The 14,090-nt window shown below is 70.0% G+C and carries 16 protein-coding genes and 1 pseudogene; 12 read left to right on the top strand and 5 right to left on the bottom strand.

Going from position 1 to position 14,090, the window contains the following annotated elements; genetic code table 11:
• Window positions 1–54 precede the first annotated feature (54 nt).
• Window positions 55–435 (bottom strand): winged helix-turn-helix transcriptional regulator, encoded by a 381-nt coding sequence (locus NLI01S_RS22055; RefSeq protein ID WP_067607823.1) that lies wholly within the window; start codon window positions 433–435, stop codon window positions 55–57.
• Window positions 436–510: 75 nt separating this feature from the next.
• Here NLI01S_RS22055 and NLI01S_RS22060 point away from each other — a divergent pair, with 75 nt between their 5' ends.
• Window positions 511–921 (top strand): RidA family protein, encoded by a 411-nt coding sequence (locus tag NLI01S_RS22060; RefSeq protein WP_067607826.1) that lies wholly within the window; start codon window positions 511–513, stop codon window positions 919–921.
• Between the two features lie 30 nt (window positions 922–951).
• On the opposite strand, the gene NLI01S_RS26760 is transcribed toward NLI01S_RS22060, so the two are convergent.
• Complete coding sequence (locus tag NLI01S_RS26760) at window positions 952–1,236, bottom strand: FAD-dependent monooxygenase (RefSeq protein WP_157091104.1); 285 nt, start codon at window positions 1,234–1,236, stop codon at window positions 952–954.
• Window positions 1,199–2,158, bottom strand: coding sequence for a LysR family transcriptional regulator (locus NLI01S_RS22065; protein ID WP_084392798.1), 960 nt, complete (start codon window positions 2,156–2,158; stop codon window positions 1,199–1,201). The genes NLI01S_RS26760 and NLI01S_RS22065 overlap by 38 nt, the downstream gene beginning before the upstream one ends.
• Window positions 2,159–2,228: 70 nt before the next feature.
• Between NLI01S_RS22065 and NLI01S_RS22070 the strand changes: the two genes are divergently transcribed.
• A complete protein-coding gene (locus tag NLI01S_RS22070; RefSeq protein ID WP_067607829.1) occupies window positions 2,229–3,278 on the top strand; it encodes a YeiH family protein in 1,050 nt (349 codons plus the stop codon).
• A gap of 46 nt (window positions 3,279–3,324) precedes the next feature.
• On the opposite strand, the gene NLI01S_RS22075 is transcribed toward NLI01S_RS22070, so the two are convergent.
• Entirely contained in the window at window positions 3,325–3,780 is a 456-nt protein-coding gene (locus tag NLI01S_RS22075) for a hypothetical protein (RefSeq protein ID WP_067607832.1), read from the bottom strand.
• Window positions 3,781–3,879: 99 nt separating this feature from the next.
• On the opposite strand from NLI01S_RS22075, the gene NLI01S_RS22080 reads away from it, so the two are divergent.
• The 7 genes from NLI01S_RS22080 to NLI01S_RS22110 all read left to right on the top strand — a co-directional run bounded on the left by NLI01S_RS22080 (window position 3,880) and on the right by NLI01S_RS22110 (window position 10,127).
• Entirely contained in the window at window positions 3,880–4,620 is a 741-nt protein-coding gene (locus tag NLI01S_RS22080; RefSeq protein WP_067607835.1) for a DsbA family protein, read from the top strand.
• Window positions 4,621–4,626: 6 nt separating this feature from the next.
• Window positions 4,627–5,493: a cytochrome c biogenesis CcdA family protein gene (locus tag NLI01S_RS22085; protein WP_067607838.1), complete on the top strand. Its 867-nt coding sequence runs from the start codon at window positions 4,627–4,629 to the stop codon at window positions 5,491–5,493.
• Between the two features lie 2 nt (window positions 5,494–5,495).
• Window positions 5,496–6,746 carry a pyrroloquinoline quinone biosynthesis protein gene (locus NLI01S_RS22090; protein WP_067607841.1) on the top strand — a complete coding sequence of 417 codons (1,251 nt, stop codon included), beginning with the start codon at window positions 5,496–5,498 and terminating at the stop codon, window positions 6,744–6,746.
• A gap of 127 nt (window positions 6,747–6,873) precedes the next feature.
• The gene (locus tag NLI01S_RS22095; protein ID WP_067607844.1) at window positions 6,874–7,239 is read left to right on the top strand and encodes a BlaI/MecI/CopY family transcriptional regulator; all 366 of its coding nucleotides are present in this window, start codon (window positions 6,874–6,876) and stop codon (window positions 7,237–7,239) included.
• Entirely contained in the window at window positions 7,236–8,198 is a 963-nt protein-coding gene (locus NLI01S_RS22100; RefSeq protein WP_067607847.1) for a M56 family metallopeptidase, read from the top strand. Before NLI01S_RS22095 ends, NLI01S_RS22100 begins: the two co-directional genes overlap by 4 nt.
• An 85-nt stretch (window positions 8,199–8,283) precedes the next feature.
• A complete protein-coding gene (rox, locus tag NLI01S_RS22105; protein WP_067607849.1) occupies window positions 8,284–9,708 on the top strand; it encodes a rifampin monooxygenase in 1,425 nt (474 codons plus the stop codon).
• Window positions 9,709–9,764: 56 nt separating this feature from the next.
• Window positions 9,765–10,127, top strand: coding sequence for an MmcQ/YjbR family DNA-binding protein (locus tag NLI01S_RS22110; protein WP_067607853.1), 363 nt, complete (start codon window positions 9,765–9,767; stop codon window positions 10,125–10,127).
• A gap of 6 nt (window positions 10,128–10,133) precedes the next feature.
• On the opposite strand, the pseudogene NLI01S_RS26515 reads toward NLI01S_RS22110, so the two are convergent.
• Window positions 10,134–10,349: pseudogene (locus NLI01S_RS26515) on the bottom strand (helix-turn-helix domain-containing protein); the annotation flags it as partial.
• A 399-nt stretch (window positions 10,350–10,748) separates the two neighbouring features.
• On the opposite strand from NLI01S_RS26515, the gene NLI01S_RS22120 reads away from it, so the two are divergent.
• From NLI01S_RS22120 to NLI01S_RS22130, 3 genes are all read left to right on the top strand, one after another.
• On the top strand, window positions 10,749–11,606 hold the full coding sequence (locus tag NLI01S_RS22120; protein ID WP_067607859.1) for a glycoside hydrolase family 16 protein: 858 nt from the start codon (window positions 10,749–10,751) through the stop codon (window positions 11,604–11,606).
• A 156-nt stretch (window positions 11,607–11,762) separates the two neighbouring features.
• Complete coding sequence (locus NLI01S_RS22125) at window positions 11,763–12,491, top strand: DUF4097 family beta strand repeat-containing protein (RefSeq protein ID WP_157091102.1); 729 nt, start codon at window positions 11,763–11,765, stop codon at window positions 12,489–12,491.
• Between the two features lie 278 nt (window positions 12,492–12,769).
• A complete protein-coding gene (locus NLI01S_RS22130; protein WP_067607862.1) occupies window positions 12,770–14,083 on the top strand; it encodes a YeeE/YedE family protein in 1,314 nt (437 codons plus the stop codon).
• Window positions 14,084–14,090 lie beyond the last annotated feature (7 nt).

The following is a 14,090-nucleotide window of genomic DNA, read 5'->3' on the forward strand; positions in this document are numbered from 1 at the left end:
CCACGCCCGTTTCCCCCCTCCCCTCCCTATCGCCCTTCTCCATCGCCTCTCCCCCTAGGCATCGTGCTCGTCGTCGAACCTCTCCCGCGCCCGTCCCACCTCCGGCATATACGCCGTGGCCCAACCGAAAAGCGCGTCGATGAGTTCCTGAAGCGTGCTCCCCAGCGCGCTGATGCGGTACTCGACGGCGACCGGCCGGGTGCTGATGACCACTCGTTCGACCATGCCGTTGCGCTCCAGCCGACGCAGTGTCGTGGTCAGGGACTTTTGCGACACGGTCGGAATCACCCGGCGCAGCTCGTTGAAACGACGCGGGCTCTCGCACAACTTGTCGAGTACCAGCAGCGACCACTTGTCGAGTACCTGGTCCAGCAACTCACGATGCTCACCGACGATCTGGGAGTGGTCGACCTGAGTAGGGGTGGTTTCGTCCATGAAACCTAGTCTCGTTGAAGTTCCCTTTCTTGCCTAGGTATCAATGAGCTACCACCCACCGAGGAAGGAAATCCCATGGCCGTCCGACTCTCCACCCCCGAAGGCATGTTCCAACCGGTGCCCTACCACCACGTCTCGGTCGCCACCGGCACGCGGCATGTTCACGTCGCCGGTCAGATCGCCCGGAACGAGAAGGCCGAGCACCTCTCGCCCGGTGACCTCGCCGGCCAGCTCGCCCACGCCCTGCGCAACACCGCACGGGGACTGGCCGGAGCCGGGGCGAGCTTCTCCGACGTCGTACGCCTCCGGTTCTTCGTGACCGACTGGCAGCCGGAGAAGTACACCGAATTCATGGCGGGGATCGAAAGCGTCGTCGAGGAGCTGGGGATCCCGCAGCCCCTGCCACCACTCTCGGCGATCGGAGTGGACCACCTCTTCGAGCCCGACGTCCTGGTCGAGGTCGAAGCGGAGGCCATCCTCGACTGAGACGCGCCTGCCACCGGGCCGGCCGGTCCGTTACCGACGCCTCCCCGGATGAAGCCGGACGTTCCCTGTGCACCGGCCCGGTGGGCGCACCTCCGAGAGGACCCACATCGGGGAAAGGTTCGGCGCGGCGAACGCGTGACGGGCGAGAACGGGGTCATCGAGGTCTGCGCCGGCCCAGGTCGACCGCGCCCTGGAGACCGAGGTCGCGCGCCCTTGGCCTCCCGCGGGGAAGTGCGTGTGCGCGGCGTTCCCTGCGAGCAGGGACCGGCCGCGTCGGTCACGGTCGGCCCCTGCTCCGAGTGGGCGAAGGCCGATCGGCTTCCGCGGGCACGGGTCGAACGCGGTCCTGTTCTCGGGCGATCGCGATGAGGTCGCCCGCCACTCCGTGTCCGGGCCCGTTCCCCGGCCACACCGCGCGTAGGCGGCGTTCCAGGTCGATCCCGATCGTGGGGACGGGAACCAGTTCGCCGCCGCGCACCGAGGAGGCCACCGCGAGTTCGCTGAGGACGGCCGGTCCCGCTCCGGAGGCGCAACCCACCCGCACCGCCGCGTTGCCGACGAGTTCGAGGGCCGGTGACACCGGGGCGTGTCCCGAGAGCGCCGCGTCGAGGGTGTCCCGGGTGCCGGATCCGGCTTCCCGCACCACGAGTGGGGTGTCGGCCAGCTCGGCGGCGGTGACGGGACGGCGCCGACGAGACCACGGATGACCGGGTGGCACGACCACGACGAGCCGGTCGTGCGTCACGTCGGCGAACCGCAGGCCGCCACGGAAGATCGGGGTCTCGATGAACCCGACGTCGCAGGCCCCCTCTTCGACGAGGTCGAGGATCGTCTTGGAGTTGTGCACGTTCAGGCGGATGTCGAGCCGGTCGTGGGCACGGCGTAGGCGTGCCAGCCACGCGGGCATGAGCGCCTCCGCGATGGTCATGCTCGCGGCGACCCTCAGGTGCGACCGGTGCTCGGCGCGAAGGGTGGCCGCTCCGAGGGTGAGCCGGTCCGCGCTCTCCACCACCTCACGGGCCCAATCGGCGATGACCGCGCCGTTGGAGGTGAGCCGTGACCCACGAGGGCCTCGGTCGAGCAACCGGAACCCGAGGGAACGTTCGAGTCTGCCCAAGGCCCTGCTGACGTTGGGTTGGGCCATGCCCAGGCGCCTGGCCGTCGCCGACATGCTCCCGTTCTCGGAGACGGAGACGAGTACCCGCAGGGCGGTGAGGTCGAGTGGCCGATCAGGCATATCCTTGACGATATGCCCTGATGGTGGATTGCGGCTACCGGGTCGAGGTCCGCAGGAGAATCATCAAGGCATGAACTACTTGGCCGACATCGCGAAGTGGCCGCCCCGCACGCTCCTGGCCGCGCGCGGGCTCGCCCCCGGACTGCTGTTGGGCGTCCTGGCGTCCCTGATGTCCATCGCGGTCACACTCGCGCTTCCGGCGGTGAGCCCCCTGCTCATCGCGATCGTGCTCGGGGCACTCCTTCGTAACACCGTGCCGCTGCCCGCGTCGGTGGAACCCGGACTCGCCTTCACGAGCAGGAGACTGCTGCGGCTGGGCGTCGTACTGCTCGGGCTGCAAGTCATGTTGGGCGACATCGTGGGGCTCGGCGTCGACGTGATCCTCCTCGTCGTGGCCGTGGTGGCGGTCGGGATCGGAGCCATCCTCGGGATCGGTCGGATGTGGGGGGTGGGCCCCTCTCAACGACTGCTCATCGCCTGCGGCTTCTCCATCTGCGGTGCCGCCGCCGTCGCGGCCGTGGAAGGGGTTCTCGGGGACGACGCCGAGGACCACGAGGAGACCGCCACCGCGATCGCCCTGGTCGTACTGTTCGGGACCCTGATGATCCCCCTCGTTCCCCTCCTCGTGGGTCTACTCGGTCTCGGGGAGGAGGCCGGAGGCGTGTTGGTGGGGGCTTCCGTGCACGAGGTGGCCCAGGTCGTGGCGGCGGGCAGCGCGCTCGGTGCCACCGCCCTCGACCTCGCGATCGTCGTCAAGCTCGCCCGGGTGCTCACGCTGGCACCGGTGATGGTGCTGATCGGACTGGCCCATCGGGCCGTCCCGTCCGCGGACACGCCCTCCGCGCGGAGGCTTCCTCCTCTCGTCCCCCTCTTCGTCGTCGGTTTCGTAGCCATGATGCTGTTGCGCTCCACGGGGGTGTTGTCCGAAGGGGCGCTCCGGTGGGGCGAGGTCGCGCAGACCGCGCTCCTCACCGCGGCCATGTTCGCCCTCGGTACCGGGATCCGGTTCGGAAGCCTCCTGCGGGTCGGCCCGAGACCGTTCCTCCTGGCTTTGGCCGGCACGGCCGTGGTGACGGCCGTTTCCGTGGCCGGGGTGCTCCTGCTCCACTCCGGTTCGTGAGCCGGGTGGGTAGGCCGTTGTTCTCTGCGGCGATCGGGTATTCGCGTCAGTCGGTCCGGGCCGGGGTCGGGCAGGAGTTCGCGGCGCGCAGGCGGGATCGCAGGGCCCAGGCCAGGAGCACCATGCCGGCGACCGCGAGCAGTGGTTGCAGCGGAGCGAACCAGGCCATGGCGCCGCTCGTTCCCAGGGCCAACAGGACGATTTTGTTGCAGACCGGGCAGCCGATCGCGAACCACGCGAGGGCCGCACCCGCGATCCCTCGTCCCCCGTCGCGGTCACCGCTCGGCTCCACCACCTTCGGCGTGCCGCGCACGTAGGTCGCCATGACCAGGCCGGACAGGAGCGAAGTGGCGATCCAGACCGGGTAGGACCACCAGGTCGGCTCGATCTCCCGAGCGAACAGTCCGTTCGGGATGAGGACGGCGGGCAGTCCGAGCAGGAGCAGGGTGGCGGCCGTGCCCAGAGCCGCGACGCCCCACTGTCGAAGTCCCCATGCGCGCACGTGACATCCCTTCGGTCGACCGGGGGATACCCCCGTTTCCCACGTGTTTCTATGGAGCATAGAGTACTTTCTATCTAGCATAGAAAGTAGAGGTACCCCATGCCCCCACAAGCGAAGGCGTCCACCACCGGGCCGTTGCTGCTGGCCGGCGCGGTGCTGCTCGCCGTCGTCCTGGCGGTGGCCATCGGCCTCACCCTGGAGGAGGACCCCGGCGACGGGGGCGCGAACGCCTCCCAGGCCGAGCCACCGGTCGAGAGCCGGATCAGCGAGGAGCAGCGGGAGTGGGGGCAGAGCCTGGCCCGGCGCGGGGCCGACGACCCCGCCGCTCTGGGCGAGGTGGACGCCCCGGTGGTGATGGTCGTCTACTCCGACTTCACCTGTCCTTACTGTGCCACCTGGACCCAGGAGACCCAACCCGAGCTCGTGGAACGCTATGTCGAGTCCGGTGACCTGCGGATCGAGTGGCGCGAGTTCCCCTACCTGGGCGATCTGGCCCGTGACCTCTCCGTGGGCGCGCTGGCCGTCGCCGAGCAGGACGCCTTCTGGGAGTACCAGGAGGCGGTGTTCGCGCGGCAGGAGGAACTGAAGTCGTCCTCCGACCCCGAAGCTGACCTGCGGGAGATCGCCGACGACATCGGCGTGGACCTGGAACGCTTCGACGGCGACCTTCAAAACGAAGAGCTGTTGGGGCGGGTCGACGCCGACTTCCTCGAAGGCCAGCAGATCGGGGTGTCCGGCACCCCGGCCTTCATCATCAACGGGGATCCGGTGATGGGTGCCCAACCCTTGTCGGTCTTCGTCGACAGCATCGACACCGCCCTGACCGCGGCCGGGGAGTGAGCGGACATGGACATCGGTTTCCTCGCGGCGGTGTTGGGCGGCGTGCTCGCCCTGTTGAGCCCCTGTAGCGCGCTGCTGCTGCCCTCGTTCTTCGCCTACGCCTTCCGTGATCCTGGGCGTCTCCTGCTGCGCACCTCGGTCTTCTACGCCGGACTGTGTCTGACCCTGATTCCGCTCGGTGCGGGGTCGGCCATGGTCAGCATGCTCTTCTACGGTCACCGGGAAACGCTGATCAACGTGGCGGGCGCCGTCATCATCGTCTTCGGTGTCCTACAGATCCTGGGGCTGGGGTTCACCTGGGCGCCACTGGCACGGGCTCAGGGCAGGTTCGCCTCGGGGCGGGGGCATCTGTCGGTGCTCGGACTGGGAGCCGTCTACGGGTTGGCGGGATTCTGTTCGGGGCCGATCCTGGGCGCGGTCCTGACCGTCGCGGCGACCGGCACCCCACTGCGCGGCATGTTCCTCATGGCCGCCTACGCGCTGGGCATGGTCCTGCCCATGTTCGTACTGGCCCTGCTGTGGGACCGCTACGACCTGGGCCACCGCCGGTGGCTGCGCGGCCGATCGGTGCGCTTGGGCCCACTGACCACGCACACCACCGCGCTGCTGAGCGGTGGCCTGTTCATCGGGATCGGAGTGCTCTTCATCGCCTTCGACGGCACCGCGTCCATGGCGGGCCTACCCGGGATGGCGGGAGCGGAACAGCTCGCCTATCGGGCCCAGGAATCGCTGTCCCGGTTGGGAACGATGACCGATCTCGTGGCCCTGGTCCTGGGAGCGGTCGTGGTCGGCGGGGTGCTCGTGTTCACCTGGCGGGCCAGGCAGCGGGCTTCCACCGAGGCCGACAGCCAAGAGACCTCCGAGAAGGGCTGACGTTGCCGTCCACGAAGAGACTCGGGGCCCTGGCGGGTGTCGCGGTGCTGTTCCTGAGCGCCTGCGCGGGCCCGGGCGAGAACGGTTCCGACACGGTGCCGCGCGACGACCCGGCCCCGCCTCCACCGGAGGTCTCCGGGCCACTCCCCCCACCGCTGCGGGCCGATCCCCTGTGGGCGGCGCCGTTCTCCTCCGAGCCCAAGGCCACCGAGTCGATGTTCATCGGGGTGGTCCAGGAACGGGAGGGTGGCGCGGTCGAGTTCTTGGGGGTCGACCACACCGGTCGGACCCGCTGGTCCACCGAGCGCGACCCCGAGTGCACCGGATTCGTCATCACGCGCGATCCACGGGACGGTTCCGAACTGGTGGTGTTGCTGGACAAGGAGAAGGATCCGGACGGAGGTTTCCTGGCCACCAGGACCACCGCGTCGGCGTTCCGTCCCGACGACGGTGAACTCGTGTGGGGCCCGGCGAACGTTCCCGGCACCCTGGTGGGCCCGGGGTTGGTGTTCGCCGCCATCCAGGGGAGCGTCATGAGCGACCATACGGGCCCCAAGGTCGCCCTGCACACGGGCACGGGCGCGGTGACCGCCGACGAGCACGAGGACGAGGTGATCCTGCACGAGTACCACGGTGTGGTGTTGGTCCATCGTGACGAGGCGCTACGGGCGGTCGACTCCACCGGCGCGGATCTGTGGGACCACACCGACCTGGAGATCCCCGAAGAGTTGGACGCGTCGGACGTCCGGGTCGGTTACGGCCCCCGCCCCGCCGACGACTCCGCGGCCGCGGTCACGCTCGTGTGGAGCGCGGCCTCCGGGAACGAGGACGACGAGGGAGCACCCCTGCTGTACACGGTGCACGACCTGCGAACCGGTGATCGGCTCCTCACCCTCGCTCCGGATCGACGGCCCCGGTCCCTGGACCTCGGGCACGGCCGTACGGCGGTCCTCGGCGCACCCGCCGAGGACCCGGACACGTCGAGCGTGCAGGCGGTGACAGACGAGGGCCACGTTCCACTCTGGCGGCACGACGTGGGTCAGGACACCCGTATGCGCGGGGCGGCCGGCGCCACCCTCTACCTCGATGACGCGGACACGCACCAGGCACTGGACGTACGGACCGGGTCGGTGGAGCAGGAGTGGGAGGGTCACGCCGAACCACCCGCCGCCGCGCTCGAATCGGGCCCGGCCCTGGTGGAGGTCACCACCGCCGACGAGTCACGGGTGTTCGCGGCGCTTCCGGTGGGATGAACGCCCCACGTCTTCGGCCGTCGCGGACACGAACACCACCTCCGCGCGACGAACCATCTTCTATGGCCGATAGAATCCGGTGCGGGCGCGGCGACCGCCGCGACGCGGTCCACAGGAGACGGATGCCATGCTCACGGGCCTTGGGTCGTTGGAATCAAAGGTCATGGAGGCGTTGTGGGCCTCCCCCTCCGCCCTGAGCGTTCGTCAGGTGTTGGACTCGTTGCCACGCGAGGGGATCGCCTACACGACGATCTCCACAGTCCTGGAGAACCTGCGCCGCAAGGGGTGGGTGCGGCGTGAACGGCTGGGACGCCTCTGGTTCTACCAACCGCTGAGCGATCGCCCCACCCACGCGGCCGAACGGATGCGCGACGCCTTGGAGGACGGCCGCGACGCCGGGGCCACGCTCCTGCGGTTCGTCGACGGCATGAGCCCCGATGAGGTGCGCACCCTGCGCGCGCTCCTGGCCGAGCACCCCGAGGAGGAGCCGTGATCTGGTCGTTCGTGGCGGTGTGCGCCGTGGTCGCGCTCAGCGTCAAGGGCCCCGCCCTCCTGCGTCGCGCCACCACGGACTGTGGCCCCGGGCCACGCGGCGAGCTGGGGCTGTGGGTGGGTGCGAGCACTGTGTGGTTGCTCTCGTGCGCGGCCCTGGTCGTGGTGGCGGCCTCCGAACTCCTGGGGCCGTCGGTCAAGGGCGTCATCGCCATGTGCGTGAACCTCTTCCAAGCGTTGGAGGGGCAGGGGCCCGGCGCGCTGGGGTTCGTCGGGGTCGCCCTGGCCTCGGCCCTGCTCGCCGTCGCCCGACTGACGTGGACCGGCTTGCTGCGCGGTCGGTCCGGCCGGTCCTGGCGGCGCGGACACGACCGGGAGCTGAGCGAGGGCGCCGAACGCCGCGTCCTGCACGGACACCGCGTGTGGTTGGTGCCCTCGAGCCGGCTCGGTGCCTACTGCGTGCCCGGTGACGGTGGCCGGATCGTCATCACCACCGGGGCCTTGGAGGCCCTGACCCCACGCCAGACCCTGGCCGTGTTGGAGCACGAGAGCGCCCATCTGGCCGGTGGCCACCACCTGTTGGTCGGCTGGGTACGCCTGTTGGACCGGGCCTTTCCGGGAGTTCCGCTGCTGCGGGAGGCCGCCCGGCGTGTGTCCGTTCTGGTCGAGTGGGCCGCCGACGATCGCGCCGTGCGCCGGGTGGGGGTCGGGCCGCTGGCTCACGCGCTGGGGCGACTCGCCGGGGCCGAGGACGGGCACGGCGTCGCGACGCTGTCCATCGGCGGCGCCTGCCCGGTCGAGCGGGTGCGGCGCCAGGTCGCGCCTTCACCGAGCTGTCCGCGCACCCTGGTCTGGGCACGTTCGGTGTTCGCGGGGCTGGTCGTCGCGGCCCCTCTGGCGTTCACGGTCACGATGACGCTGGCCTGCGCGATCGTCCCTCCTTGTTCCTGTCTGACCTGACCGATACCGGTCGTGTCGGGGATCGGGCTTGCCCCGGAACGGACCCGTGACGAGGATGTGTGAGCCGAATATCGATGGGGGGCTCATGTTCGACGTGATCGTGGTGGGTGGCGGACCGACCGGATTCATGCTGGCCGCGGAGTTGCGGATGCGCGGGATTCAGGTGCTCGTGGTGGAACGGGACACCGAGCCCACGAAGGTGGTGCGCGGGCTCGGCTTGCACGTGCGCAGCATCGAGATCATGGACCAGCGCGGCCTGCTGGACCGGTTCCTCCAGGAGGGGCGGCGATATCCGTTGGGGTCGGTGTACGCGGGAATCGCCAAGCCGGCTCCGGAGGGGCTGGACACCGCGCACCCCTACATCCTCGGCATCCCGCAGACCGCCACGGAACGGCTGTTGAGGGAGCACGCCGAAGAGCTGGACGTGCGGGTGCGGCGTGGTCGGGCGCTGGTCGACCTGGAGCAGGACGAGGACGGCGTCACCACGGTCCTGGACGACGGATCTCGGTTGCGGTCGCGCTACCTGGTGGGCTGTGACGGGGGCCGAAGCACCGTGCGCAAGCTGCTGGGGGTCGGCTTCCCCGGTGAGCCCGCCGAGGGCGAGTGGCTTCTGGGCGAGGTGTGCCTGACCACGCCGATGGACGAGGTGATGGCGGTGGTCACCCGGGTCCGGGAGACCCAGCTGCGTTTCGGTGTGGGGCCGGCGGCGGACGGGGTGTTCCGGGTCGTCGTCCCGGCGGAGCGGATGGCCGAGGACCGGGCCGTCCCGCCGACCTTGGAGGAGCTGCGCGGGGCGTTGCGGGCGACCGCCGGCACCGACTTCGGTGTGCACTCGCCCCGTTGGCTGTCCCGTTTCGGGGACGCCACCAGGTTGGCCGAGAAGTACCGGGTCGGTCGGGTGCTGCTGGCCGGTGACTCGGCGCACGTGCACCCGCCGCTGGGCGGGCAGGGGCTCAACCTGGGTGTCCAGGACGCCTTCAACCTGGGGTGGAAGCTGGCCGCCGACCTCCAGGGGTGGGCGCCGGAGGGGCTGCTCGACGGTTACGAGAGCGAACGCCGCCCGGTGGCCGAGACCGTACTGGACAGCACTCGCGCCCAAGGCGTGCTGATGAGGCAGGACCCCGGCTCACAGGCGGTGCGTCGGCTGGTCTCGGAGCTGATGGACCTGGAGGACGCCAACCGGTTGCTCATCGAGCGGATCACCGCCATCGGGGTCCGTTACGACGTCGGTGAAGGACACGAACTGCTCGGTCGGCGGCTGAGGGACGTGGAGTTGGAACGAGGTCGACTGTTCGAACTCGTGCGCGATGGTCGCGGGCTGTTGGTGGACGGTACCGGCGGGCTCTCGGTCAAGGGTCGGCGGGACCGGGTCGGTCACGTCGCCGACCCGACCGGAGCACTGGACGTACCCGCCGTGCTGTTGCGACCGGACGGCCACGTGGTGTGGGTCGGCGAGGGCCAGGAGGGACTGTCCGCAGCACTGTCCCGTTGGTTCGGCCCCACCACCTGAGCGGGCGCCACGGACACTGTGGCGACGGTGTCGGTGGGGTGTGGTTTTCTCATCCCATGGGTGTTGAGATCGAACGGTTCCTGCGGTTGGTGCGCGCGCTTCCGGAATGCACCGGTACCAAGTCACGGCGTTACACGACCTTCCGGGTGCGGGAAAGGCCGTTCGGCTACCTGTGGCCGGACACCGCCACGGTGGGGCTCAAGCAGACCCTCATCGAACAGGCCGCACTGGTCGCCGAACGCCCCGACGTCTTCGAGGTGCAGTTCACCGCGGGCGGATTCGGTTGGGTGGTGGTACAGCTGGACCGCATCGACTTGGACGAGCTCAGCGAGCTCACCCTGGAGGCCTGGTACCTGACCGCGCCCGAGGATCTCTCGTCTTCCCCACCGAGCCCGCGATCCCTGGTCCAGGCGGGTTGACCACCCTCACGTCGTGCCTCGGAAGGTGCGGCGGTAGGCGCTGGGGGTCACTCCGAGCGCCTGTTGGATGTGCAGGCGTAGAGAGGCCCCGGTACCGAAACCGGCGCGTTCGGCGATGCGGTCCACCGGTAGGTCCGAACCCTCCAGCAGGTGCTTGGCCAGGTCCAGGCGTTGCTCGGCCGGCCAACACCCCGGGGACGGCCCGGCCTCGTCACGGGCCCGGGCCCTATGGCGTGGCGGGGCCGATCGGGTCCACGGGCCGTGGGGATCGCGGGAGTGGGTCTTCTCCGCGACCCTGGTATCGATCGCGGCCGGCGTGACCGTGGTCATCGTGGCCGACCGGCTCCGCAACCGGAGAGGACCGAAAGACGCGGGTTCCGGCAGGTGAGAGGGGCGTGTTGCGGTCACGGCAGAACGGTACCGCGGCCCGATCGGAACCCTCCTTGGGAGCGATCCCAAAATCTCTCCGAAACCCCCTTGTGACGCAGTGGAATCACACCTACAGTCACTTAACACTTGTTCAGCTCGGTCTCGGGTCATTACCCGTCGGAACCGCGCGCGGCCCGCTAGCACGCGCGTGTCCGGGTCGCCCGAAGGCCCCGATCCCCCTTGGAGACAAGGATGCGCAAGCGCACCAAGAACACCCTGACCGCCACCGTGGGCCTGGGGGCCGCAGCGGCCCTGACCGCCACCGCCCTGACCTGGGTCGGCGGTGACACGGCCGACAACAGCGCCCTGACCTCGGCCGAAGCCGCCGAACCCGGAGAGCTCGTGTGGTCCGACGAGTTCGACGGCGCGGCCGGCGACGCCCCCGACCCCGCCAACTGGAACCACGAGACCGGTGACCACGGCTGGGGCAACCAGGAACTGCAGAACTACACCGAGAGCCGGGAGAACTCCGCGCTCGACGGGGACGGCAACCTCGTCATCACCGCCCGGCAGGAGGCCGACGGTTCCTACACCTCGGCGCGCATGACCACCCAGAACAACGTCGAGCACTCCTTCGGTCGCGTCGAGGCCCGCGTCCAGCTGCCCAGCGGCCAGGGCATCTGGCCGGCGTTCTGGATGCTCGGCTCGGACTTCCCCGAGACCGAGTGGCCCGACTCCGGCGAGATCGACATCATGGAGTTCATCGGCAGCGACGTCGGCACGGTGCACGGCACCGTACACGGGCCCGGATACTCGGGCGGCGAGGGCGTGGGCGCCTCCTACGACCACCCCGAGGGCGGCGACTTCTCCGACGACTTCCACGTCTTCGCCATCGACTGGGAGCCCGGCTCGATCACCTGGTCGGTGGACGGCGTCCCCTTCAACACCATCACCTCCGAGGACGTCGGCGGTGAGTGGGTGTACGACCAGGAGTTCTTCATGATCTTGAACGTGGCCGTGGGCGGCGAGTGGCCCGGCTACCCCGATGAGACCACCGATTTCCCGCAGGAGATGAAGGTGGACTACGTGCGGGTCTACGACCTGGCCTGAGCCTTCCCCTCTTCCAGGGGCCCGCGGGCGCGCCGTGGGCCCCTTTCCCGTCTCCGGGGACCGGCCCGGCACCTTCTCCCCTCCCCCGGTTCCGCGCTACCGGTGGGTATGCTGGGTCTCGGTCGTGGACGCACCACTCGCACCTGAGGAGACCACGTGATCCGACCGGTCGTGCGCACCCTGACCACCGTCGTCGCCACGCTCTCCCTGGCCTTGGTGGTGGGATGCGCCGGCGATCCCCAGGAGGTCGAGGAACAGGTCTTCGACACGGTGCCCGAACCCCTGATCGTGGAGGGCGGCAACGCCGAGATCGCCCTCGTCGCCGCCGAGGGCGACCAGGTACGGGTGTCCCGGGAGTCGTCCGGCCAGGCCGGCGGCGAATGGGGGATGGAGGGCGACACCCTCACCCTGGGTTCGGACTGCGCCGTCTTCTCCGACTGTGACGTGCGCTACGAGGTGGCGATCCCCGCCGCCACCCCCCTGTCGCTGAGCACCGACAACGGCCCCGTCTCCCTCACCGGGTTCGCCTCCAGTGTGGAGGTCACCAGCGCCAACGGGACGGTACGGGTCTTCGACGCCTCCGGTCCGCTGGACCTGTCGTCGGACAACGGGGACATGGAGCTCGACGGGGTCGGTTCCGAGACCGCGCGTTTGGCGACCGACAACGGCACCATCGACGCCGCCTTCACCGAACGACCCTCGGAGGTGGAGGTCAGCACCAACAACGGGAGCGCCACCCTCCTCCTGCCGGACGGCCCCTACGCGGTCTTCGAGACGGTGGACAACGGAGAGATCGACACCGGGATCGACACCTCCGAGGGCTCCGACAGCACCGTCACCGCGCGCACCGACAACGGCACCATCCGACTGCTGCCCCAGGAGTGAACCCCCGACGGGACCGAACGGCCCCATGGGCCGATGGCCACCACCATGGGCCATGCGTTCCGGTTCGAAGACATGCCCTACAATCGCTCCCATGCTCGGTCCCGCACGCTTCCTGCGCATGGTGCTCATCTCCATGTCGCTGACGAGCACCGATGACGGCCTCTGTCGCCGCCGGTGCCGCTCCGTCGTGCGCTGACCCCGACCCCCGTCCCGCGCGCCGACACGGCACCGGTCACAGCAGGTCCTTCTCCCGCTCCGTCATCTCTGGACGTCTCTTCGTGACCTCGACACCCACCACTCCGGTAGGAAAGACCGACAAGGACGACCACCCCGTCGAGTCCTCACCCGCCCTGGCCCTGCGGTGGCGCCCCGCCCTGGCCGCTCCACCGCCGCAGGCACCCGAGGCCGAACCGGTGCGTTGGTGGCCGCTGGCCGTCGCCCTGATCGGCGCGCTCGGGCTCACCGCGTTCGTGTGGTCCGAACACGGCGCCCCATCCGCGACCCTGCTGCTCCTGGGTCTGGGCCTGGGCTTCACGCTCTTCCACTCCCGGTTCGGCTTCACCTCGGCCTGGCGCCGGTTCCTGGCTGTGGGCAACGGCGCCGGGCTACGCGCCCACGCGGTGCTGCTCGGTACCACCGCCACCCTGTTCGCCCTGGTCATCGGGACCGGAACCGGCCTGTTCGGAAACGAGCCGGGGCCGTCGGCCGGGCCGATCGGCATCGCGCTGTTCGCCGGCGCGTTCCTGTTCGGCGTCGGGATGCAACTCGGGGGCGCGTGCGCCTCGGGCACCCTGTTCGCGGTCGGCTCCGGGCAGTCCGCCATCCTCATCACCCTGTTCGGGTTCATCGTGGGTTCGGTCGTCTACTCGGCGGCCTGGCCGCTGGTCGCCGACCTGCCCTCGGTGCCCCCGGTGCTGTTGTCCGACCACGTGGGCTGGGGTGGTTCGTGGGCGATCACCATCGCCGCGTTGGTCGCCTTGGTCGTCATCACCCGCGCGGTGCAGAACCGTCGGGTCCCCCCGCCGGTGGGCGCCCCGCCCTCGGCCCAGGGGTGGGCCCGCCTCCTGCGCGGTAGCTGGCCGCTGATCGTCGGCGCCCTGCTCCTGTCCGCGCTGGGCGCGGCCGTCCTCCTGGTCTCCGGTGGCCCGTGGGGCATCACCTCGGCGTTCAACCTGTGGGGCGCCAAGGGGCTACAGTTGCTGGGCTTGCACCCCCAGACCTGGGCGTTCTGGTCCCAGCCCGGTCAGGCCGAGCAGCTGGCCGGCCCGGTCCTTCGGGACAAGAACAGTCTCACCAACATCGGCATCATCCTGGGCGCCGCCGCCGCTGCCGCGGCCGCCGGCACCTGGAAGGTGCACACCGGCCTGAGCCGGAACCTGGTGGCCGCGGGCCTGGTCGGCGGTGTCCTGATGGGCATCGGCGCGCGACTGGCCGGTGGCTGCAACATCGGCGCCTACCTGGCGGGCATCTCCTCGGGCAGCCTGCACGGTTGGCTGTGGGCGGTCTTCGCGCTGGCGGGTACCTGGGCGGGCCTGCGCGCCCGCACCCTGTTCGGTCTGGGCGTGCCCAAGCCGAGCGACGGCGTCTGCTGAGGTTTCC

Origin of the sequence: Nocardiopsis listeri NBRC 13360 (genome assembly GCF_001570765.1) — a bacterium.
GTDB lineage: Bacteria > Actinomycetota > Actinomycetes > Streptosporangiales > Streptosporangiaceae > Nocardiopsis > Nocardiopsis listeri.